General features: G+C 64.5%; 17 protein-coding genes and 2 pseudogenes. 10 read left to right on the top strand and 9 right to left on the bottom strand.

The genetic code is table 11. The features are described 5' to 3' along the window. Positions 1-44 precede the first annotated feature (44 nt). A pseudogene (locus AWX74_RS00565) lies at positions 45-350 on the bottom strand (carboxymuconolactone decarboxylase family protein); the annotation flags it as partial. A gap of 199 nt (positions 351-549) precedes the next feature. Here AWX74_RS00565 and AWX74_RS00560 point away from each other — a divergent pair. Beyond that, positions 550-1,416, top strand: a complete 867-nt coding sequence (locus tag AWX74_RS00560; protein WP_207550224.1) for a DUF2637 domain-containing protein — start codon at positions 550-552, stop codon at positions 1,414-1,416. Beyond that, positions 1,413-1,784: a hypothetical protein gene (locus tag AWX74_RS00555; protein ID WP_091270419.1), complete on the top strand. Its 372-nt coding sequence runs from the start codon at positions 1,413-1,415 to the stop codon at positions 1,782-1,784. The genes AWX74_RS00560 and AWX74_RS00555 overlap by 4 nt, the downstream gene beginning before the upstream one ends. 1,956 nt (positions 1,785-3,740) lie before the next feature. Here AWX74_RS00555 and AWX74_RS42335 read toward each other — a convergent pair. Both AWX74_RS42335 and AWX74_RS00540 read right to left on the bottom strand, forming a co-directional pair. Then, positions 3,741-4,235, bottom strand: a complete 495-nt coding sequence (locus AWX74_RS42335; protein WP_423212957.1) for a NucA/NucB deoxyribonuclease domain-containing protein — start codon at positions 4,233-4,235, stop codon at positions 3,741-3,743. A gap of 1,139 nt (positions 4,236-5,374) precedes the next feature. Next, a complete protein-coding gene (locus AWX74_RS00540; protein ID WP_242666003.1) occupies positions 5,375-5,671 on the bottom strand; it encodes a helix-turn-helix transcriptional regulator in 297 nt (98 codons plus the stop codon). An 86-nt stretch (positions 5,672-5,757) separates the two neighbouring features. Between AWX74_RS00540 and AWX74_RS00535 the strand changes: the two genes are divergently transcribed. Together AWX74_RS00535 and AWX74_RS00530 are read left to right on the top strand one after the other, a co-directional pair. Continuing rightward, complete coding sequence (locus tag AWX74_RS00535; protein ID WP_091270415.1) at positions 5,758-5,991, top strand: hypothetical protein; 234 nt, start codon at positions 5,758-5,760, stop codon at positions 5,989-5,991. Between the two features lies 1 nt (position 5,992). Then, positions 5,993-6,259 (top strand): hypothetical protein, encoded by a 267-nt coding sequence (locus AWX74_RS00530; protein ID WP_091270412.1) that lies wholly within the window; start codon positions 5,993-5,995, stop codon positions 6,257-6,259. Positions 6,260-6,422: 163 nt separating this feature from the next. Here the strand turns inward: AWX74_RS00530 and AWX74_RS00525 are convergent, their stop codons facing one another. Beyond that, entirely contained in the window at positions 6,423-7,118 is a 696-nt protein-coding gene (locus tag AWX74_RS00525; protein WP_165615413.1) for a recombinase family protein, read from the bottom strand. A 440-nt stretch (positions 7,119-7,558) separates the two neighbouring features. Continuing rightward, complete coding sequence (locus AWX74_RS42330; protein WP_091270407.1) at positions 7,559-8,014, bottom strand: HNH endonuclease; 456 nt, start codon at positions 8,012-8,014, stop codon at positions 7,559-7,561. A 1,491-nt stretch (positions 8,015-9,505) separates the two neighbouring features. Here AWX74_RS42330 and AWX74_RS39380 point away from each other — a divergent pair. The 3 genes from AWX74_RS39380 to AWX74_RS00510 all read left to right on the top strand — a co-directional run bounded on the left by AWX74_RS39380 (position 9,506) and on the right by AWX74_RS00510 (position 11,097). Next, positions 9,506-9,715, top strand: coding sequence for a hypothetical protein (locus AWX74_RS39380; protein ID WP_131799373.1), 210 nt, complete (start codon positions 9,506-9,508; stop codon positions 9,713-9,715). Positions 9,716-9,846: 131 nt separating this feature from the next. Further along, positions 9,847-10,059, top strand: a complete 213-nt coding sequence (locus tag AWX74_RS40590) for a hypothetical protein (protein ID WP_131799372.1) — start codon at positions 9,847-9,849, stop codon at positions 10,057-10,059. A gap of 234 nt (positions 10,060-10,293) precedes the next feature. After that, positions 10,294-11,097 (top strand): hypothetical protein, encoded by an 804-nt coding sequence (locus AWX74_RS00510; RefSeq protein WP_091270403.1) that lies wholly within the window; start codon positions 10,294-10,296, stop codon positions 11,095-11,097. Positions 11,098-11,984: 887 nt separating this feature from the next. Here AWX74_RS00510 and AWX74_RS00505 read toward each other — a convergent pair. The 3 genes from AWX74_RS00505 to AWX74_RS00495 form a co-directional block, all read right to left on the bottom strand. Then, positions 11,985-13,832, bottom strand: coding sequence for a recombinase family protein (locus tag AWX74_RS00505; protein ID WP_091270401.1), 1,848 nt, complete (start codon positions 13,830-13,832; stop codon positions 11,985-11,987). After that, positions 13,787-14,014, bottom strand: coding sequence for a carboxymuconolactone decarboxylase family protein (locus AWX74_RS41065; protein WP_226930735.1), 228 nt, complete (start codon positions 14,012-14,014; stop codon positions 13,787-13,789). The genes AWX74_RS00505 and AWX74_RS41065 overlap by 46 nt, the downstream gene beginning before the upstream one ends. 98 nt (positions 14,015-14,112) lie before the next feature. Next, positions 14,113-15,048 (bottom strand): TIGR03564 family F420-dependent LLM class oxidoreductase, encoded by a 936-nt coding sequence (locus AWX74_RS00495; RefSeq protein WP_091271064.1) that lies wholly within the window; start codon positions 15,046-15,048, stop codon positions 14,113-14,115. 222 nt (positions 15,049-15,270) lie between these two features. Between AWX74_RS00495 and AWX74_RS00490 the strand changes: the two genes are divergently transcribed. Continuing rightward, entirely contained in the window at positions 15,271-16,164 is an 894-nt protein-coding gene (locus AWX74_RS00490) for a LysR family transcriptional regulator (RefSeq protein ID WP_091271062.1), read from the top strand. 125 nt (positions 16,165-16,289) lie between these two features. Here AWX74_RS00490 and AWX74_RS00485 read toward each other — a convergent pair. Beyond that, positions 16,290-17,390 (bottom strand): annotated as a pseudogene (locus tag AWX74_RS00485) (ATP-binding protein); the annotation flags it as partial. Between the two features lie 409 nt (positions 17,391-17,799). Between AWX74_RS00485 and AWX74_RS00480 the strand changes: the two are divergent. Beyond that, positions 17,800-19,461, top strand: coding sequence for an acyltransferase family protein (locus AWX74_RS00480; RefSeq protein WP_091270399.1), 1,662 nt, complete (start codon positions 17,800-17,802; stop codon positions 19,459-19,461). A gap of 544 nt (positions 19,462-20,005) precedes the next feature. Then, positions 20,006-20,914 carry a mechanosensitive ion channel family protein gene (locus tag AWX74_RS00475; protein WP_193209623.1) on the top strand — a complete coding sequence of 303 codons (909 nt, stop codon included), beginning with the start codon at positions 20,006-20,008 and terminating at the stop codon, positions 20,912-20,914. Positions 20,915-20,922 lie beyond the last annotated feature (8 nt).

Here is a 20,922-nt window from a genome sequence, read left to right as displayed (position 1 = left end):
GACACCGTCCCCGTTGCGCCTCGAGATACCGGCCGGCCTATTGGTCAGACGGTGGTGGGTGGAGGGGTTCGGGTGGTGACCGCGAAGCGGTTCCACACGTTGATCGTGGCGATGGCCACGATGAGGTTGGCGGCTTCCTGTTCGGTCCAGACCTTGGTCACGGTGTTCCAGACGTCGTCGGGGACGCCGTCCGGGCCGAGCCGGGTGACGGCGTCGGTCAGGGCGAGGGCGGCTCGTTCCTGTTCGGTGAAGAACGGTGACTCGTGCCAGGCGGCGACGGAGAACAGCCGCCGGCTGGATTCACCGGCGGCGAGCGCGTCGCGGCTGTGCAGGTCCACACAGAACGCGCAGGCGAACTGCTGATCACTTACTAACGGGTAGGCGCCCCCGGTTGGTCCTGGCAGACCCCGGGGGCGGAGTGACTCTGGAGGTCACCCCTTGATCAGCAGTGTACGACGCGCGGGCCCTGAAACGCCTGAGCTACCAGCGGTTCCGTCCGTAGCAGTCCAGCCCGAAGAAGTCAGCCCCGTGCCCGCACCGGTGCCCCTGGTGGCTGATCTCCGGCGGCTTCGTCGAGTCCGGTGGGGCGTCCGTGGTGCTCTCGCATTGGGCGTGTTCGCCAGCCTCGCCGCGAACGTGCTCCACGCGGAACCCAACATCGTCGGGCGGACGATCGCCGCGTGGCCTCCTGTCGCCCTTTTGGTCGTGGTGGAGCTGATCTCCCGCGTTCCGGTGCACAGGTGGTACCTCGCCACGGCCCGCCTGGTGAGCACGGTCGCGGTGGCTTCGATCGCCGCGTGGGTGTCGTACTGGCACATGGCGGACGTAGCCGCGCGGTACGGCGAGAGTGTGACGTCCGCGCACATGATCCCGATCTCGGTTGACGGCCTGGTGCTGGTCGCGTCCGTCTGCCTGGTAGAGGTCGGTGGGCGGATCCGCGCGTTGGAAGAGTCCGCCCCCGCGCCGGTGTCGGTGCCGATCACCGAGTCGAACGAGTCGGCTCTCGTTGCCCCGTCCGCCCCCGTCGTCCTGGACGTCGCCCCGGTTGACGAGTCGCCTGTCGTCGAGCCCACCGAGCCGGAGCCCGCGCCGGAAGACGAGCCGGTTGTCGAGCCCCTCGAAACGCCGAAGCCGGCCGTATCTGCGCCGAAGCAGTCACCCGTGAGGAGGGGCACGAAGCCGACTCCCGCGCCGAAGTTGACCAAGAAGGCTCAGCTTCTGGCCCTGTGGTCTGCGGTTTCTCCCGACGATCGGCGCAGTGAGGCTCAGATCGTGGGCGAGATCGCGGCTCAGATCGATCTTGCGCCGTCCACTGCCCGTCGCTACGTCGCGTCAGCAAAGAAGGCTGCGCCGATGCCCGCGCCGGTGGCTGACATCACCGCTGACGAGCCGGTTGTCGTGGCGGTTGCGGCATGACAGCCATCGACAGCACGGACCTCGACAGCCGACGTCAGGCCATCCGTCCGCAGGCGCGTCTGTGGTGGGCGTTCGACCTTGACCCCCGGACCGCGTCCGCGTGGGTGGGTCGGGCTCCGGGCGGTTTCTACGTCGTGAACATCCCTGTGGGCTCCGACGTCGCGCCCCTGGTGGGGATTCAGGGCTACCCGACCGGCAACGGCAAGACGAAGCGTCGATGCCTCCTGGCGAACGTCCCGGAGCTTCTCCGGCCCCTGGTGGACGTCGCCGTGTCGCAGTGGATCACGCGGCCCCAGGATCACCCGATGGCTAGCCGGATCCTGACCAGCCACCAGGCCGTCACCGACCAGGCCGTCACCAGCTCCTGAAACGGAAGACGCCCCGCCGGAAGACGAATCCTCCGGCGGGGCGCTCCCTCACCGCGTGTCTCACCACGCGGATCACCTACCACAGACCTCGAAGGATACCGCGTCATGTCTTTTGCTCTACAGCAAGCTGCGTGGGAGCTTCTCCCGGGCGTCCTGTCGCCACAGGAACGGGTTGTCCTCCTGGCGTTGGCGGAAGACTGCCGTACCGGCAGGGACGTTGCCTCGCCCGGTCACAAGCTCCTGAGCGCCCGTACCGGACTCGCCAGGACACAGCTCAGCACCACGATTGCCCGTCTCGTCTCCCGGGGCCTGGTCTCCCTTGCCGAGAGGGCACGCCGGGGGCGGAACGCTGTCTACCGGTTGCTCTTCGCTCCTGTGGATAACCAGGGACAGGCACCGGCTACCCGAACGCAGTCCGGCCCGTCGGGTACCTCGACTGGTACCGATCATGAAGTCGAAAGCGTTCGGCCTGCCGGGACGGTCCCTGGTAGTGCTCTTCCCAGGAAGAACAACACCGCGCGAACGCGCGGGATCGCATCGAAGAGGACATGGCGTCACCCGTGGCAGGCACCGAGCAACGCCCCGGACAACCCGCTGAAGCCGACGCCACGGCCTGATCTGTCCTCCCTGCCCGAACCCCCGGCATGGGCGATCGACGCGGCACGGACGCAGCTGGGGCGCTTCGCTGCCCGTCCTGCGGTGCTGTCCGTGGCTCGGGAACTCGCGGGAGTTCCTCGGCGCCGGTAACACGAGAGGACCACCACAAAGCAGTGAGGCCTGCCGATCGAGAGACTATTGCCAGGGGTGCTGCGCAAACGCGCCAGTTTTGCAGAGCTTCGAAAGTCGATCAAGGTAGTAGCGCCAGAGATCCGTCATGGGCGCCTCAAGTGGCTCCGGAAGATCATTGTGGTGCAAGCTGACGACTGTTCCATTGGCGTCAGTCCTCCAACTAATGCGCACTACCGACGGTGCCGCTAGTAGCGGTCGATATCCCGGGAAGGATTCTCCGGGCGGTGGCGCCGAAAGCTGTGAATACTCCCAGGTCGTGGTCACGGAAGACGCCTCGACGACAGGTGTTCCCTCTATCCGAAAGCCGTCGAAGGAAGAAAACCAAGAGACCCACTTACCCTGAAGGTCAGGTATACCTCCGTCTCCCAGCCATGAGGGCCAGGCAGGAAGACTGCGCACGAAACCAGCCACCCGATCGACCGGCGATTCTATCGCGACCTCTAGCCCTATCCCGCCGTTCCCGGGTGGCACATTTCCTGCCCCATTTTGCAGCAACTCAACCAAAACTCGAAGAGCGTTCTTTGCGGAAGCCTCGGAGGCTTCTTCGGGCCTTTCCCCGATCTCTTCTCCTCGAAAAGACTTCCCGATTTGATCCGATTTTCTTACTGGGTTCGCGGCAGCCTCTGGCGCTAGCCAGGTTGCGAGCAGATATCGCTCACCAACCTCGCCGGCTTGCCCTCGGTCTCTTCCTTGCGCGGCCACTCGAATCCTGTACCAGCCAGGGCCAGAAAATGCGAGATCTGGACTCTCCGGAATAGGGCCACCCATGAGGGTTCCAATTTCAACGGGTCCAGTCCTGACTCCGAAGCTTATTTCGGAGACCTCCGTCCACTCTGTGGAGGGAAGGGCTGGTTCTTCATCGTGTAGCTCGACCTGGACCGTGACGGGACCGTAAGTAGTTCCCGTAAAAATCCTTAGGCCGCCGTCGTTAGCAGCCACGAGGCCATCGCCGAACTCGCTAATGCTGTCCTCGGTGACCGCTGGCGAGTTTCCACTGTAAACGACAACCTGATGGTGGTCCGCGATGACGACATGCTCACTTGATCGCATGTATGGCAGTCTAGCAAAAGGGAGTGCCATACGGCTTCGAATATTCAGAGAGGAGCCCCTCTTCATACTGGCTGGAAAGTGCCGCACGAAGAGGGGCTCCAGTCGGTCAGTCTCTTACTAGAGGACCTGCGCCAAGAACTTGTCGCCGTTCAGGATATGTAGCTTGCTGTACCCAACGCTGAGTGTTCCCCCACCAGAAGAGTTTTCCTGAGGCGTGACCCCATTTCTACCCCAGGTCACGCCGTAGGAGCCCCCTGCCATAGCTGCTCCTTCAAGAGTGCTCCCAAAAGGGTACTCATCGCATGAATTGTTTGGAGCCGGCGGTGCTACCCATCCGCTACTGGGGCCGCACGCAGCTGCATAGTTGGCATCTGAGGTCGCCGAGCTGTTCGTGTAGGTGAGCGGAGCGCCGTAGCCGTAATAGTCGTTGTAGTAGCCGACATGATTAGGAAACTGAATCTGCCAGTTTAGATAATTCGTGGCAGGAACTTGCAAGAGGGGTTTCGCTGCACGATCGAACTGGATAATTCCAGTTACCTTTGGTACTACGCATCCAGGGTAGTCAACTCTGACGCGGTCGCACCGGATAGCTTGATTGTCCGAGACCCGCACACTCTGAACACCCGTACTAAGAGGTCCAGCGTAGGTTCTGTAATTGATCGCCTGCCGCCCAACGTTGATTGTAGTTCCCGTATTAGGCAGCGGACAGGCGGGCCCCCAGAATGCAGCGTCTTCTTCCTGGCCCACCTCTGGACTTAGCGCAATCGGAACTTGACCGCCATATCCAGTTATGCACGGATACGAAAGTGTGGCCAACGAAAGATCGCCAAGGTAGACAGACTGAATAGTTCCTTGTGGCCAGTAATTCCTATAACGCCCAATTAGCTCCGTTTTCCAGGGAACACCGTTTCCGGAGCCATCAAGATCTTGAGACAAATATAGATCGAAACTGAAACTCCCGTGAATCACTCCGTCCGAGGCGTAGTGTTCAACGACATGGTGTTCTAGGCGGCAGGTACTTGTTCTGTTTCCGCTCCACTCCTGAACGGCTGCGCCGGTGTCATTAAAGGCCAGATATACACAGCTCAGATTGTATTCTGGCACCAAGAAGGTGGTGGCTCCGCCTGCGTCCTGAGAACTCCGGGAAGTTTGCCTCCGGAGAGAATCTGCAGCCTTCTGGGCTTCTTCTGGGCCCGGCTTATCGACGTCGAGCGTGCCAGAGCAGAGAGAGCTCCCATCTTTCTGGGGCGTGCATTGGGCGACCCGAGAAGATTGGTCATTCACCGTATAGTGCGCACCTGGGATAACGTAGCCATCCCGGTCTGGCACGTTCTCCGAGACCGCCCTAACGCCTGCCGGTTTTGCAGAACCCGGTTCGGGGGCGGCGATTGCCGTTGCCGTTGCGGCGGTTGCTGTGGGAGTGATCCAGACGGTTGGCAGGAGAAAAGCGCAGGCCAGTAGCGTGCCCCGAGCGAGAAACTTTGAGGGCCGTTTGCCTCTTCGGTTCAAGATGAACCCTTCAGGAGTCAGTTTTCAGTCAACATCAGCTCCCGGCCGGGGGCAATACGGACTTTAGTTGCAAATCAGGACCCTCACAAGCGGTTCACAGAAAACTACAGATCGCAACCAGCGTAAGCATCGGCCAAATGCACTCAAAGCAGCTCCGACCAGCGAATTTCATCCGCACACGGATCTTCGGTCAGGTCCCTCCGCTACGGAGGGTGCGCGGTCGAGGGTGACGGCGTTAGACCTCAGGTGTCCACGGTGTCGCGCCACCCGGCGTGGTGGCGGTCGAGCCATGCGTCGACGTCACTGCGGAGCCATACCCGCGCGTGCTTCCGGTCGGTGTCTCCAGCTCCCTGGTAGAGCACCCCGAAGGGCAGAGGGAAGGCCTTCTCGCCCACGTGGCGGTCGGTGATGTAGTACGCCCGGGTTCGGGAGACCCCAAGCGCGTGCATCACGTAGCCGACGCTGGAGAGCTGCACCGGGGCTTGCTCCGGACTGTCGCCCGGGGAGTTCTCCGCCGGATCGTCCTTCACTTCAGGCACTCTCGCGACCGTAGGCAGTGAACATGCGACAGTGCTGCATGCGACACTGGCGGAGAGTTCGGTGACTACGCGGACGGGGAGAGCAGATGCGCGACTCACAGGCAGACGAGCACCAGGCGCACGAGAAGCAGGCAGACGAGCACCAGGCGCACGAGAAGCAGGCAGACGAGAGCGCGGTCGATACGGAGACCGACAGCTCGGAGGACTACACCGACGCGGGCAGCGAGACAGAAAGCGTGGAGCTAGCCCCCGGTGTGTGGTGGCTCCCGAAGCCTGACGATGGCGAGTCGCTCATCAGCGCTCTGGGCGGGAGGGCCTGACATGGCGCCCTACCTAGTCCTGCAGCGTGATCGGGGTGAGCACGCGCCGTTCGGGTCGGTGCCGTTCTACGTACCCGAGTGGCAGGTCACCCGGGGCATCGTGGACCTTCACGCCCTGGCGTCACGAGTGATCGCGGAGGATGACCGTGTCATCGGGTACGCCGTCGTCAGCGACGATCACTCAGAGTCGGAGCGATTCACGCGGGACGGAACCCCGATCCCTGGTGACGTGATCCCGGGAGACACGAGCCCGGACGCCACTGCCTGACACTGCCTGCACTGTCACAAAGTGATCGCGGAAATCCTGTGCGCGATGCCTGACACATGATCTTGAGGGAAGATTACTTAAGGGTACCGGGGGTCAATGCAAAGTAACCGTCAGCCTCGGTGACCGACGGTTACGAAGCTGACGATTCAAGCTGTGAGATACCTCACGCAGCAGCGCGGGCCCGTGTGAGACAGCGGTTCACCGTGGTCGGGTGCCAACGATCTCCGCGCTTCGGCCGGTGGCCTTCCTTCTCCAGCTCTGCGCAGATCTCCCGCAAGCTCTTCCCGTCGTCCGCGAGTTCGATCATGCGAGCAAGCGCATCTTGCTCGCGTGTGTCTTCCGTCAGCTCCTTGTCTACGGCCTTCTGCCCGTACGCGGGGGCACCGTAGGCGTAGCCCCCGGAAGCTGCCTTCCTGGCACGGCCGGAGCGCAGACGCAGAGCGATCATCGCGCGCTCATACTCGGACACGGCGCCGAGCACCTGGCGGATGAGCTTCCGGGAGGGGTCCGCCGGATCGTCCACCAGGTAGTCAGCCTCGCTGGCGACAGCAGAGAAGACAGTCGCACCCATCCGCCAGACTTCCGCGATGAGCTGCTCTTGCACCACGAGGTCACGAGCAAGCCTGTCGAGCTTCGGGACCACGATCCCGTCAGCCTGTCCGTCCTTCAGGGCCCGGAGCGCTTCCGCGAGTGCCGGACGCTCTTCGAGCTTCCCGGAGACACCTTCCTCGGTGAAGATCAGGACAAGGCGGTGACCGTTGGTCCGTGCCCACGCCCGGACGGCGTCACGCTGAACGTCGAGCCCGTACCCGTCGAGCTGCTTCTCAGTCGACACCCGAATGTAGGCGATGACTCGCATTGCGTGACCAACCTCTCTGACCTGCGGTGTTACATCTACTTGCATAAGTGTAACGGCGAGAGGGGCTGCAACAGGCATCGCTGTCGAGCGGGAACGCCCAAATCACGCACAACACGCCCGATAGTCGACGTTCTGTGACGTGGCGACTACCAGTGAGCCAAGGGGAGAGGTACCCCGGGATCGTCGAGCACGAGCACCAGGCCGTCACTTTCCACCGCGCGGGAGGCCGGATCGTCCGGCCCCGGCCAGGTTCAGAGAGCATTTCCGCGCCCGGGAAGTTGGTACGGGCTGTGCAGCGTGACCTGTTCATGCTGCGGCCCGTTCATGCTGTCTGAGTGGGCACAGGAGCCACGAAAGGCAGAACCCCCGGCCATCTCCACGGGTGGGCATCAGCACCAATGGAAATGACCGAGGGCGGTATTATTTACGTGGACGGCTCGTCACATAGGGATCGGGTCGGGCTCTGCTGCTAGCAGTCGTGCGAATTCATTTTGTACCTTCTCGCTATAAAGCAGGGCCCGGCCTACCATAGCCCACTCGATATCCGCCAGCTCCAGAAGTGTCCGGCGCGACTTCCTCTTATTACACGAACCACACGAGCTGACCACGTTATCGTGGACATCGGCCCCCGACCTCGACAGAGGCATGAGATGGTCTGTTTCCTCAGAGCCCCCGTTCGGCAGCGTAGCCCCGCAATATGTGCACCCTGAGCTGAGCCGAATTAGTCTTCTCTCCTCGTTTGACAGAGAACTTCCACCTGCCCGAAGTCGAGCACGTCGAGCCCGCGCTTTTGCACGATTCCATTCACGCCGTGTCTCGGCAGGCAGAGACCTGTAATACGCGGTGCTGTAGGAGACTTCCCTTCCCTCAGAACGGGTCAGCGTAGCCGTAGGCATTACATGAACCTTCCCGCTGACCCTCGGCCTGACGGGCCCGTGAATCCGCTCTCAGGAGCTGGGTAATTGCAGTCGGGGCACCGGACGGTTCCTATTCCGCTACGTGGATCTCGCTTAGCCAATAGAGCCGCGGCGGCCGGATCCTGAGTTCTGCCCTCGAAAACTTGCGGAAGTTCCCCGAAAACGAAAAGCTCGGTTGATCCACAACGTGGGCATGTGCCCTTCGGCATTTCGGTGTGAGGTGCTCGCCCTGCCGCTTCCTTTACCTCGGTGAAGACGGTCAGAACGTCCTGACGATCGGCTATGGCGTCCGCGTAGGCCTGGTCTAGGGCCCTTTCGGCGGGCATGCCCCCGGCTACATACGACGACGCGCGCCGGTAAAGTTCGCCTTGTTCGAGTGAAATGCTCATTTCCATGCTCTTTCTCTTTGCTGTAGCAACTACACCTGACTCATTCTCCGGCCAGGATCTATTTATTTTCCGGATGAATCGGGCTATTTCGTCCGCCCCGTGTAGTTCCGGTTTTCGGTGGGTGCCGTATCAACTGTGATCGAGAAAAGTTCCGCTTTTCCGGATCCCCGAATTCGGGGAGGTGAGTTGCTACGACGCCGGCATCTACCAATCACGAACCTGGACACCTTCCACGAACCCCTGCCTTCTCTCGGCTCCGGACGACCGGCTACTTGCACGGGCGGGGGCAGGTGACTTCGGTGTTGAGGATGGACTAGTGGTGATCCGTCCTGGTGTTCCTTTACTCGGCTCTCGCGGGCCCGATTTCTGTGGCTCGCGGAACTTCTCCAGAATGCGACGCCCCTCGTTGACCTTCTGAGGAATCGCATTGGTCCTCTGCTGTAGACGAGCCGCGTAGCCCGCGATGTACGCCTGAGCGTTCGCGAGTGGACTAGTCATTCCTGCTGCCTTCCCAATACATCGCCGCGGTGCCTTTAAAGTTCCTATTCGGCGAACTAGTGGAAGGTGACGGGTCATCTAGCCCCATGTCCCCAACCTCGTCACGTGGCGCCGCTGTCACAGCCGACTGTGGGAATTGTTGGCTCAACACATTCCCTGACTGCCGAATCGTCGCCTGGAATCGGGTCACCTTCTGAGCTAGCGGCCGGTATTCCATCTGGTCTACCTCGACAAAGGGGCCCGACCTCGACTCGGCTACGAGCTTTTCCCGCTCCGTGGTTGTCTTCGCGGGGCGAAGCTCAGGCGAATACACGTCGCCCCAGACATATTCTGGAACGATTGCTTCACGAGTCGGTACGGGAGTTCCCATTTCGGTGCGGAGCCTTCCGTCCTTCATCCGTACTGGCGTGCTCGGATCCGGGACGAGGGGGAGCCGCTCGTCATTCTTCTTTCGTGGCACTACTTCTCCTTTTGTGTTGCCCGCGTTTCGGGCTCTGTCTATATCGTGGCACGAATTCATGATTCTCTGTAAATCTGTGCGAAGCTAAACGAAAAGCACTTCGATGCCAGGAGAAATGAGCACGTGATCACCGAAGAAGATCGGAAGATTCCTCGCCCGTATCGGGTCTACAAGCAGCGCCACACGGTGGACTTGACTCCAGAGCAGATCACATTCATGGAGGCGGTCAGGGAGAAAAGGGGTGCATCCATAAGTGAGGTTCTGCGTCTTGCCCTCGATTTGTGGATTGCCAGCGCCTCGGCGACGGGTGTCTCTGCGACAGGGAAAGACTGATGTGGGGCCGGCGTGGTTCCACCGAGGAAGCCTTTTCCCTAGACTTGCCCGGGGGTGTGAGAAGGGCTGACACGCCCCTCGAAAGGTTCCCGGGCACGAGGGTGACCACCAGGCCCACGCGGGATCCGTTCGTGGGCTACGAGGTCACCGAGCTGGAACCCTTGGATGAGGGTGAAGACGCCACAGACGACCGCCAGGACGTCACTGTGAGCCTGCCCCGGGGCGTGGTGGATTGGCTCCAAGGGAAGTCTGAGGAACTCGGTATGCCCGTGGACGAGGTGATCACGATCTGCTGCGAGCTTCAGATTCCGGCCGGAGCGCAGGACCACCGAAAGTGGGATTGACGGCCGATGGGCTCTGTGCAGTACACGGAGAGTCTGGAGTCGATCAACTCCGGACGGCTACGACACGGTTTTGTTCCCAAGCAAGGGAACATTTTCCGTGCATTTGATCACATGGGGGTGCGGCCGTACCCGGAGGACAATGAAAGAGGACCCCCGCCGGCCTGGACAGCTTAGCGGGGGTCCTTAACGAACGCGAACGCGAGAGAGAACAACTGATTGCAAATGAATCTTAGCATGGACCGGCGGCCGTCGGTGGAGTTGCCGTGGTCACACCTCACCCCCGACGAATTCGTCGAGGCGAAGAAGATGTACGGCGAATATTGGAGTCGGGTCGTCTCCCACACTAATGGGCGGATCCTCAAGCAGCTCGTGTTCCACATGAATTACGTTACCGGGGCATGCTACGCCGGGGCGGAAACGATCGGAAAGGAAACGAAGAAGAAGAATGGTGATGGCCTGAGTCGTAAAACGGTTTCCCGAGCCGTCAAGGAATTCCGCACGATGGGCGTTTTCGAGGTCGTCGACTACCGTGACATTGGGCCCACGCCGCCCCCTCGACTCCGGGAAGGTGGCCGGTCGAACCGGTACGTGATCGATCTGGATAAGTACGCCCTTCGGCATGACGGAGAATTCACCGCTGTTGCGAAGCGACCGACTGATTTCTTCGTCACCCTCGGTGGCATGGCTCCCATGAGTCGCGAGCACCCGAAGTACAGATATCTGTATCCCACGATCGGGCCCGCGGATCTTCCGGATATCCCGGAAAACGAGCTGCCGCCCCTTTTCGTGAAGGAGTTTATTAGTCGCGTCGATGAGAATTCCGACACATCCGATGTTGACATTGCCGACGCGGAACGCAAGATGGAGCGCTGGATTCGGAGCTACACGGCGGAAGTGATGCTGCTTTCGATCTTCCGGTTCGGATTCTTCACGGAGATACACCAGGGCCCGATTTTGACCAGTTTCATGAATTATGGACCTGAGATAGTGCAGGATATCGAGAAGGATCTGATCGAACGGGAGAGGCGCCGGAAGTAGCTCCCGAGTTCGCCAGTGGAGCGCGTGACGAGACCCCCGCCCTTGGGAAGGATGGGGGTCTCATTTCGTCTTTGACTTAGTGGGACATTTACTTAGTGGGACATTCAGTGGGACATCCCCTTCAGAATGTCCCGTCAATGTCCCACTAAGTGTGACCCGCCAGTGTCTCGCCAGATGACTCACCGGTGTCTCGCCAATGTCCCACTAAGGAGTCATAAGGCTTTGTAAGGCATCTAAAGGTTTTTAAGGATCTTTCAATAACCACTGAAGTGGTTATTGACGCGAGCGCGCGAGCGTGAGGAAGATCAACAGTCGAAACCGATGAGGAGAGGAACGGCAAACGAGGAAACGCTCAGTGCGGGTTGCTCTGCTCAGTCTCCGCCGGCTACCGCCGGCGCCTGGTGGTGCTCGGCTCGCGGGGCGCTCTTCGGTCGCCACCCGCCAGCCCCCACCAGCTCACCGCGGCTTCATCCGAGAACCGCGGTTGTCCTCGGTATCGGGGAAGGCTCACGCCGGTGTCCAGAAACGTCACAGACCGACGAAGAGTGTCCGGGGCTAGTCTCAAGGGGCGGGCGGTGCGGTTGCCGTGGCTCTGAGAGGCTCTGAGCCGTTTCCCGTTACCGGGGCGGCGTCGGTGCCCATCGGCGGCGCTGACGGTGTGGTTCACGGCCTGGTGCTCCGCCAGGTTCCCGAGCTGGTGACGGTCGACCTGGCGGACGGGCTCAGAAGCCCCAGGAGCCGCGAGGTAGCCGAGCCGAGCCTCTCCCCAACCGCGCGGGTTTCGTCGTTCTACGGAGTTTCTAGGCATTTTTACGGGCATCCCATGCACTCGGTGGGGGAGTCGGGTGCATGGGAGGTCAACCACGGGAGGCTCACACTGTCTCGGCTCAGTCGAACGGGGAGACGTCGGTGGGCACGTCGAGGTAATACAGAACCTCTTCATGGGGGGTGTTTTCGTCAGCGGGCGGGAGATCCGGCATCTCGACGAAGTTCCCGGACTTCAGTACCCACTGTGACCACGTGGGCGTCCTGAAGAAATCCTCGACCCCGTTCCTTTCTGCGGCGCGTGCCCAGAACAGGAGCTTCGACACCATCGCCTGTGAGAGCTGTAGGGCTCCGGCGTCATCCTTCGGGGCGTCGGCATCCTCTTTCATCGCGCGGAGCCACTGTGCAACGGTTTCCCACCCGGGGGCGGACCCGATCAACAGGTCATTAAGTGCCGGACTCATTTCCTCGGTGAAGTGCGGAGTGAACCTGCGACTGTCCCACGGATCCCGTCCCTGAATTCCCGGAGAGATCTCGATGTATTGAAACACCCCGAAAATGATGGCCCGGAGTTCTGTGAGCGGGAGGTTCCGCCAGGTCGCCGCGACACCAAAATTATTCACCGGCCGGTTTCTCGTACGCGCCTTTTCGCGTGCGAGTTTAATTTCCCGTTCTTTCTGTAGGAGCGCCCTCTCTCGGACCCCGGCGAGTCGTAGCGTGAGTTCTCCGGCGTCAAGCGCGGTGTTGAGTTCCTGTAGGTCCCGCTCGACTCGTGAGAGTTCGTCGTCAAAGTCGCGGACTTCCGCTGTACGCCGCATGAGGGGGGTGGCGAGAATGAATCGGTCGATCAGGCCTGCGACGTAATCCCACGTCTCGTCATAGGACGCGCTCAGCTTGTGACCGGCTGAGCACGGGCGAGACCTACCGGGGCCGGGGTGACGAATGAACGATGAAACGCTGTCCGAATTCGCTGCGTGACGGAATAGCGTCTGTTGGCAGGCTCCACAGCGGAAGAGTCCGGCTGTCTCGGTGACAGCATCGTGCGCCGTGGTCCTTTCGGGTTTCTGGCCCCGGGCTTTAAGGTTCAGCCGAACCGCGTTCCAGGTCGCATAGTCGACGATCGGCGGGAACTGCTGCTCTTCGGGCTGGACGTCGGGAACTTCCCAGACCCCGTCAACCTGAAGTGCGTACAGTCCGCAGATGCGCGGGTTCTGGGTAATGGCGCTGACGCTGCTGTACTGCCAGTATTTGCTACGACGCGGTTTCACTCCGGCCTGGTTGAGTCGGTCGGAGATCATAGACAGGGACTCGCCACGGAGGATCGCGGCGCACATCTCGCGTACGTGCTCGGCTTCGGATTCCTCGACGACCCAACGGATTCGAGTCTCGTAACGACCATCGACTAGTTCGGGGTAGACGTCCTTCTTGAATCCGTATGGCGCGGGCCCGCCCGTCCACCGCTGCTTCTCGCGAAGCTTGGTCTGTGCCTTTCTCACCCGCTCGGAGATCTTGTCTGACTCCCGGATCGCGTCGTGGAGGGCCTGGCGGAACTGATCACGTCCGTGGGAGGTGCTGAAGTCGTAGGTGATCCCTTCCGGGATCTTGACCACCTTGCCCTTGGCGCGGGTCATGATGCCCATGAAGATCCCGCCGGTTTCGTCCTGGCGAGAGATCCGGGTGACTTCGGTAACCAGGAGGTTCCGGACGCCGGACGTGTTCAGTGCCTCACAGAGTGCTTCGAACCCTGGCCGGTCGATATCGTATTTGCTCGCTGACACAGAGTTGTCTTCGAAGTGCTGCACCAGGTTGTAACCGAGCAGCGGGCCGTGTCCGTCGATGTCCGCCCGCTGCTCGGTGACCTTCCGCTTCTTGCCCTCCCGGTCCCGCGACAGCCTTTCGTAGCCGTATGCGGGCTCTCCGTTATCTATCGGGTGGAGGTTCGGCGCGTCCCGGGGCGCACTGGCAGACATGCCTGTACATCCTGCCGTACGATGTGGCTTGATCGGGAGTGCGCCCAGCCGTTCAGGATCGACGCCCGCAGCTTCACGAGCTCCAGGACGGTGCCGTCCACGGTGGACCGGACGTGCTTCTCCAGGTGCATCACGGCCTTGTAGGCCTCGGGGACGACGCTGGCCATGTCGAGACGTTGCATGACGACCTCCCGGACCGTGACCTGGCGCCCAGCGGCCAGCCGATAGCAAGACTACCCGCAGTCGGATGGTTACGTGTCGCTGCTCCGAAGGTCGGAGGTCAGGAGCGATCGTTACCGAACCGGGCGGCCAGTTCGGCGGCGAAGGCGACCGTGCGCTCCTTCTCCGCCGGTGTGCCGCAGGGGATGATCTGCAGTTCGGTGGTTCCTGCCGCGGCGAACCGGTCGATCTCGCGTTCCAGGGCCGTCTCGTCGCCGGCGAGCACCGTGTCGGCCGGGCCGGCGACGCCCTCGCGCTCGAACGCGGCCCGGTAGCTGGGCAGGCCGATCGCTGCGCCGAACTGTTCGTGAACCCAGCCGCGCAGGCTGTCCACATCGTTCGTCAGGCCGACGCACACGCCTGCGATCACGGCCGGTACGCGTTCGCGGCCGGCAGCCTCGGCGGCGCGGGTCAGGGCCGGGAGCACGTAGTCGGTGATGGAACGCGGACCGGTCCAGGTCGTCAGTGTTCCGTCGGCGACCTCTCCGGTGAGCGCCAGCATCCGGGGGCCGAGCGCGGAGAGGTAGACCGGCGGCGCCGGGAGGGCCGGGCCGGTCGGCACGGAGAGGGCGCCGGCGGCGTGCCAGGCCGGGCCGTCGTGGGCCACCTGCTCCCCGCGCAGCAGCGGGAGCAGGATCGACAGGTACTCGCGCAGGTTCTCGACCGGCTTCGCGGTGCCGTAGCCGTACTGACCTTCGAGGATGGGCTGCGGGCCCGGGCCGAGGCCGAGGAGGAGCCCGTTTCCGGTGGCGGCCTGCGCGGTCAGAGCCTGGGCTGCCAGCGCAAGCGGGTGCCGAGGGTACGTCCGCACGATGGACGTCCCGACCGGGGTGCCGGCAGGCAGGGGCCCGATGGCGGTGAGCAGGGTCAGCGGGTCCCAGCCGCCGCGCTCGCTCAGCCAGACCGAGCTGAACCCGGCCTTGCTCGCCTCGTGTGCCCGTTGCGTGATCTCGCCGACCGACAGCTGGTCGTCGTCGAGCCACAGCCCAATCCGCATGTAGTCCGCCTTCTCCGTGTTCCGCCCGCGCGCCGGACGGGTCCGTCCGGCCGGGTTCGTCCAGTCAACGGGGCGGATCACCGTGGACCAAGGGCCGGCATCCACGCGCAGCGATAAGGAAAGATGATCGATGGGTGAGATGCCGGCATCGGCATTGGCACCGGCATCGGCATCGGCGCTGGTGGCCGGGTGGCCGGGTGGCCGGGGGAGGGGCAGGCGGACGTGGAACTCAGGCAGCTTCGTTACTTCGTCACGGTCGCCGAGGAGCTGCATTTCGGGCGGGCCGCCGACCGCCTGCACATAGCCCAGCCGGCGGTGAGCCAGCAGGTGAGCCGGCTGGAACGGGAACTGGGCCTGCGCCTGTTCGAGCGTTCGTCGCGGCGGGTCCGGCTCACGCCGGAGGGTGATCGCCTGCTCGTCGAGGCGCGCGCGACGCTCGCCGCGGCCGACCGGGTTACAGCCGTCGCCGGCGACCTCACGTCCGCACCGATGAGCGTCCTGCGGGTGGGGGCCAACCCCGGGCTCGGCCCGCGGCTCGACCGCGGCCTGGAACGGCTGCGCCAGGCGCACTCCCACTTCGACGTCGAGCTCGAGCTGGTCGGCATGCCGGTCGTCGACCAGCCGGCGGCGGTGGCCCGGGGCGAGCTGGACATGACCCTGCTACGGCTCGCCCCACCCGGCGACGGATTCCAGGTGATCGACCTGTGGCCTGAACCGCTGGTGGCGGCGCTGCCGGCCGGGCACCCGGCCGCGGGGCGGTCCGCTGTGCGCCTGCGTGATCTCGCCGCCCTCCCGCTACGGCTGCCGGCGCGGGAGCGCGACCCGCTGCTGCGTGCCTTCGTCCTCGAAGCCTGCCGCGACGCGGGTTTCGAGCCCCGGCTCGGCCGGCCGACCGGCAGTACGGCGGACGTCCTGCTGGAGCTGGCGAACGGCTCCCCGGGCTGGGCGCTGCTCCACGCGGACACGGTGCCGACGTCGGAGGTGACCCGGGTCGCGGTGCTCCCGGTGGACCCGCCGCTGACCACCCGAGGCTGTGTGGTGGTCCCGGCGACGAGGCCCGCCGACTGCGTCGCGGGCCTGCGCGTCGCGTTCGGTGCGGGCCCGTCGGACGGCTGACCGGCCGGATCGACCGAGCCGGCATACAGCACGTAACCGGCGTGGAAACGGTCCTGGGTCTGCTCGGCGAGGCGGCGTAGGCCACGGAAGTCCTCGGCACGGACAGTCTCGGTGGCTTTCACCTCGATACCGACAATCTCGCCGGAGGCCCGCTCAAGAACCGCGTCCACCTCGTTACGGTCGCGGTCGCGGTAGTGGAAGAGCGAAACCGGCTCCTCGGCCCAGGTGAGCTGACGAGCCAGCTCCCCGAGGACGAAGTTCTCCACCAGAGGGCCGACCGGTGCCGTCGGGTGCGACGCACGCCGTTGGGTCAGGCCGACCAGATGCCCGGCGAGTCCGGAGTCGACGAAGACAAGCTTCGGGGTGGCGACGGCCCGGGTGGTGAGGTTGCTGGACCAGGCGGGGATGCGACGTACCAGGTAGACCAGCTCAAGCGCGTCGATGTACCGGCTCACGGTGGAGGCGGACACGTCCAGATCATTACTGAGTCTCCGGGCTACGAGGAGACCGCTGGCGTTTGCCGCCAGAGCCTGGACGAGTCTGCGTAGTTCCGTGGTCCGTTCGATCTCGGCGATCTGACGGATGTCGCGAGCGATCAGATCCGAAACGTACGATTCGAAGAAGCGGGCCCGTCGCCGGGGATCGGCCCGGCGGACGGCTTCGGGGAAGCCGCCCCGCAGCGCACGTCCCACATAGTCGTCGCGTCGCGGTTCGTTGGGGCCGAGATCACTGAGATCAACACCGTCCGCGGTGAACACGGCATCCACGAATCCGTCGGGGCCGCCACCGATCTCACCCTGGGAGAGCGGCCACAACTCGACGGTCTCGGACCGCCCCGGGAGGGTGTCGGGAATCCCGCGCAACCCCCACAGTCGCGCCGAGCCCGTGAGGAGGAAGCGGCCGGGGCGCTGATCCCGATCCACCTCCCGCTTGATCGCAAGTAGCAGCTCGGGTACCCGCTGGATCTCGTCGATCAACAGCAGGCCGTCGTGGTGCAGGAAGCCGATCGGATCCGCCGCCGCAGCAGCCCGCATCGGTTCCTCGTCCAGGTAGTACGCCCTTGCGTCGTCACGCTGGTCGACGGTGGCCTGGGCGAGGGTGCTTTTGCCGACCTGGCGGGCGCCGTTGATGACGACGACGCGGGTGTCGGCGAGCGCGGAGGCTACCAGTGCGGAGGCGTGTCTCGGGAAGAGCTCGAGGTCGAGCTGACGTGGTTCGGTGGCCATCTGGTCGCCGCCCACTCCCATCCCTTTTGTTCGATCATCATTCAGGTGTAACTGCACCTCGCAGCATACGCTCTCTTGATCATATGACGCATCTGCCGTCATGATCGTGACGCATCTGCCGCAGTGATCGTGATGCATTTGCCGTGGTGATCGTGATCTCTCGTCTGGTGGGTGGACCGCCGGCGCTGGCATCGGAATGAGGGTGGGCCTCGCTCGCCGGAGAGTGCCGATCGATGCACTGGGTAACTTCCCGTCACTCAGGGTGGGTGTCGCCGTGGGGCGCGGCTGGTGGCATCTCGATCGCTTCTGCCAGGTGGCCCTGACAGCTGGCACCAAGGTTGGCCGGATAGCAAGGGGGCGGAGGACAGGGCGAGGGACCGACAGCTCGGCTGCTCTCGGAGGAGTGCGGATGGCGAAGCACGTGAACGACCTGGAAGACCGATCGCGTCGTCCGGGCCAGACGGCACGCCGTCGTCCGGCGTCGCCGGATCGCGCGGGGGGCGTCCTGCTGGCCGGCCCGGCGCCACCGAGGGCACCGGGCCGGCCGCGACCGGCCGTCCCGCCGGCCGGTCGTGCCGGGGGTGGCCGTCTACCCAGTCCGCCCAGCCCCGGTGTGCCTCGTCTGCGCAGTCCGTCCAGCCCGCCTGGCCTTGCTGGTCCGACCGGTGTGGACGTGCCACGGGAGCGGGCCGCGCCGCCGGACGCGGGCGCGCGGCGCGCGGGGGCCTCCGCCCGGCGTGGCGGGTACAACCCGGCGCTGGACGGTGTGCGGGCGCTCGCGATGCTGTGCGTGCTCGTGTTCCACATGGACGCGCTGCCCGGCGGCTACCTGGGCGTCGACGTGTTCTTCGTGCTCAGCGGTTTCCTGATCACCCGGCAGCTGCTGGCCGAGCGGGATCGGACGGGCCGGGTGTCCCTGCCGAGGTTCTACCTGCGGCGCGCCTACCGGCTGCTGCCCGCGTTCTGGATGCTGGTCCTCGTCGGCTTCACCGCGGTTGTGGTGCTCGGCATCGGCACGGCCGGCGAGCGGGACGAGTTCCTGCACACCCTGGCCGCCGCCATGCTGTATGTGAACAACTACTTCCAGGTGGTGCAGCAGAACACCGGGGCCGGCTGGCTCGGGCACACCTGGTCGCTGTCGCTGGAGGAGCAGTTCTACCTGCTCTGGCCGCTGTTGCTGCTCGTGTTGTGCCGCCGGCCGTGGATCGACCGCCGGCTTCCCGTGGTCCTGCTGGGCGGCGTGGTCGTGGTCATGCTGTGGCGCGACGCGCTGAACGCCTCCAGTGCGTCGGCGACGCGGACCTACTTCGGCCTGGACACCCGGGCCGACGCCCTGCTGGTCGGCTGCGCCCTCGCCGCCTGGCTGCGCGCCCGCCGGCGCGATGCCGGGGAGGCCCCTGCGACTGAAGCGGCCGGGGAGGCCGGCGATCACGGGACGATACTGCCTGGCCGTCAACGACGTCCCGAGGACGCCGTGCCCGTGCCTCCGGAAGCGGTGACTCCGGAAGCGGCGCTGCCCGAGACGGCGCTGCCCGAGACGGCGCGTCCGGTATGGGTGCGTCCGGTATGGATGCGTCCGGCCTTCGCCTGGCCGGCGTCCTGGCCGGTGTCGGTGCGTCCGGTGGCGGTGCTGCCGGTGGTGGGGGCGGTCGCGTTCGTGCTGCTCGCGGTGGCGATGGTGGCGGCGCCGAGCGGTTGGGGCCCGCGGCCGACAGCGCTCGCCCGCGGCGGGTACACCGCGATCGCCCTGCTCGCCGGAGTCGTTATCCTCGCGCTGGAGGTGGGGGCGACGACCGGCTGGCTGTTCCGGATGCTCGCGGTGCGGCCCCTCGCCTGGCTCGGGCGGATCTCCTACGGGTTCTACCTGTGGCATTTCCCCGTGGTCGCCCACTGGGGCCGCGATCTGACCGTCGCGGTCGGCCGGTGGCCGGCGATCCTGGTGGTCGGGCTGATTTCGCTGGGCCTGGCCTCGGCGTCGTACTACCTGCTCGAACGGCCCATCCAGCGGCGCCGCCCCGGTGCGGCGCGGCGGGAGGCCGGCGAAGCCGCCCGCCCGGCCTGGTCGTCGTAGCGCTCGCGGTCCGGCTCCGAGGAGCCTGTCGCAGGATCCGGAGCTTCGAACTGCCGCTGCTGCCGGACAAGGTAGGAGGATTCCGGTTGTTGGAACGACCGGAATCCTCCTACCTTCCGCGCCGCTTCCGCGCCGTGGATTCGGGCTGTAATTGCTGCCTGGCAAGGCATGAGGATCCTGGTTGCTGGAGCGACCGGAATCCTCAGATCTTCGGTCGGCGACCACGAACCGCCACTACCGCCGTCGAGCAGGACCGCAGGATCCCAGGTCACCGCCTCGGTCGAGTACCCGAGGCTCCACCATCGGCGGTGATCTCGGTCGTACCATCCCGCGGAAGACCCCTGGACAAGATAGTCAACGACGTTGACGACCGGCCTCGCACATTTTCGATCTTGAGACGTCCGCTCCGTGCATGCGTGCATGCGTGCATGCGGGCGGGCGCCGGCGCATCGTCCTGCAGTCGACCGCCTGATCACCGCGGGGACTCACGCGGTCTGGCACTGATGGCGGGGCTGAACCGCGGCACGCGGGTAGGTTCGGACGTGTGCGGACAATTCAGACGGATCAGACGGAACGCCTGGCCGCCGCACCTCTGACGGACATCTCGGAGTGGGCTCGCGGTCAGGGCCTCGAGATCGTCATGATCGTGATCGGGGCGGTCCTGCTGACCCGGTTCGCGAACTGGGCGGGTGCCCGGGTCGAACGTCGCATCGACGCGCGGGCCCTGGTGACCGACGGGGCGGTCCGCTCCGAGACGACCAAGCACCGGCACGCCGTCGTGCAGGTCCTGACGTGGGTGACGCTGGTGCTCGTCTACTGCGTCGCGGTCATGCTGGTGCTGCGGCGGCTCGGCGTGCCGCTGACCGGGATCGTCGCGCCGGCGACGGTGCTCGGTGTGGCGCTCGGCTTCGGTGCCCAGCGGATCGTGCAGGACGTCCTCGCCGGCTTCTTCATGGTCGCCGAACGACAGTACGGCTTCGGTGACCTCGTCCGTCTGGTCGTGCAGGGCTCACCGACCGCGATCACCGGGACGGTGGAGGAGGTCACGCTGCGGATCACCCGGGTCCGGACACCGAACGGGGAGGTCGTGATCACGCCGAACGGGCAGATCGTCCAGGTCGTCAACCTCTCCCGGGACTGGGCCAGGGCGGTCATCAACGTCCCGATCCCGTCCAACGTGGACGTCGCGACGGTCACCGACGTGCTGACCGAGGTCGGTGTCGACGCGTACGCCGACGAGACGCTGCACGGCCTGCTGCTGGACGAGCCGACCGTGATGGGCGTCGAAAGCCTCGACCTCGACCAGTTCAAGGTCCAGATCGTCGCGCGCACCCTGCCGGGCAAGCAGTTCGAGGTCGGCCGGGCGCTGCGGGCCAGGATCAGTGGCGCGCTGCTGCGGGCCGGCATCCACATCCCCGCCGTCCTCGACACGGCCCCGCCGACCGCCTCATGAGACGCCCG

The sequence above is a fragment of the Parafrankia irregularis genome (assembly GCF_001536285.1).
GTDB classification, from domain to species: Bacteria; Actinomycetota; Actinomycetes; order Frankiales; family Frankiaceae; genus Parafrankia; species Parafrankia irregularis.
The sequence above is the reverse complement of the archived record's forward strand: the minus strand, read 5'-3'. Positions and strand labels throughout refer to the sequence as shown.

Excerpts from the sequence above, each read along its gene's own strand:
- AWX74_RS42330 (WP_091270407.1), bottom strand. The coding sequence starts at position 8,014 with ATGCCTACGGCTACGCTGACCCGTTCTGAGGGAAGGGAAGTCTCCTAC.
- AWX74_RS00535 (WP_091270415.1), top strand. The coding sequence starts at position 5,758 with ATGCGCGACTCACAGGCAGACGAGCACCAGGCGCACGAGAAGCAGGCA.
- AWX74_RS00530 (WP_091270412.1), top strand. The coding sequence starts at position 5,993 with ATGGCGCCCTACCTAGTCCTGCAGCGTGATCGGGGTGAGCACGCGCCG.
- AWX74_RS00555 (WP_091270419.1), top strand. The coding sequence starts at position 1,413 with ATGACAGCCATCGACAGCACGGACCTCGACAGCCGACGTCAGGCCATC.
- AWX74_RS00525 (WP_165615413.1), bottom strand. The coding sequence starts at position 7,118 with ATGCGAGTCATCGCCTACATTCGGGTGTCGACTGAGAAGCAGCTCGAC.
- AWX74_RS00480 (WP_091270399.1), top strand. The coding sequence starts at position 17,800 with ATGGCGAAGCACGTGAACGACCTGGAAGACCGATCGCGTCGTCCGGGC.
- AWX74_RS00505 (WP_091270401.1), bottom strand. The coding sequence starts at position 13,832 with ATGTCTGCCAGTGCGCCCCGGGACGCGCCGAACCTCCACCCGATAGAT.
- AWX74_RS41065 (WP_226930735.1), bottom strand. The coding sequence starts at position 14,014 with ATGCAACGTCTCGACATGGCCAGCGTCGTCCCCGAGGCCTACAAGGCC.
- AWX74_RS00510 (WP_091270403.1), top strand. The coding sequence starts at position 10,294 with ATGGACCGGCGGCCGTCGGTGGAGTTGCCGTGGTCACACCTCACCCCC.
- AWX74_RS00495 (WP_091271064.1), bottom strand. The coding sequence starts at position 15,048 with ATGCGGATTGGGCTGTGGCTCGACGACGACCAGCTGTCGGTCGGCGAG.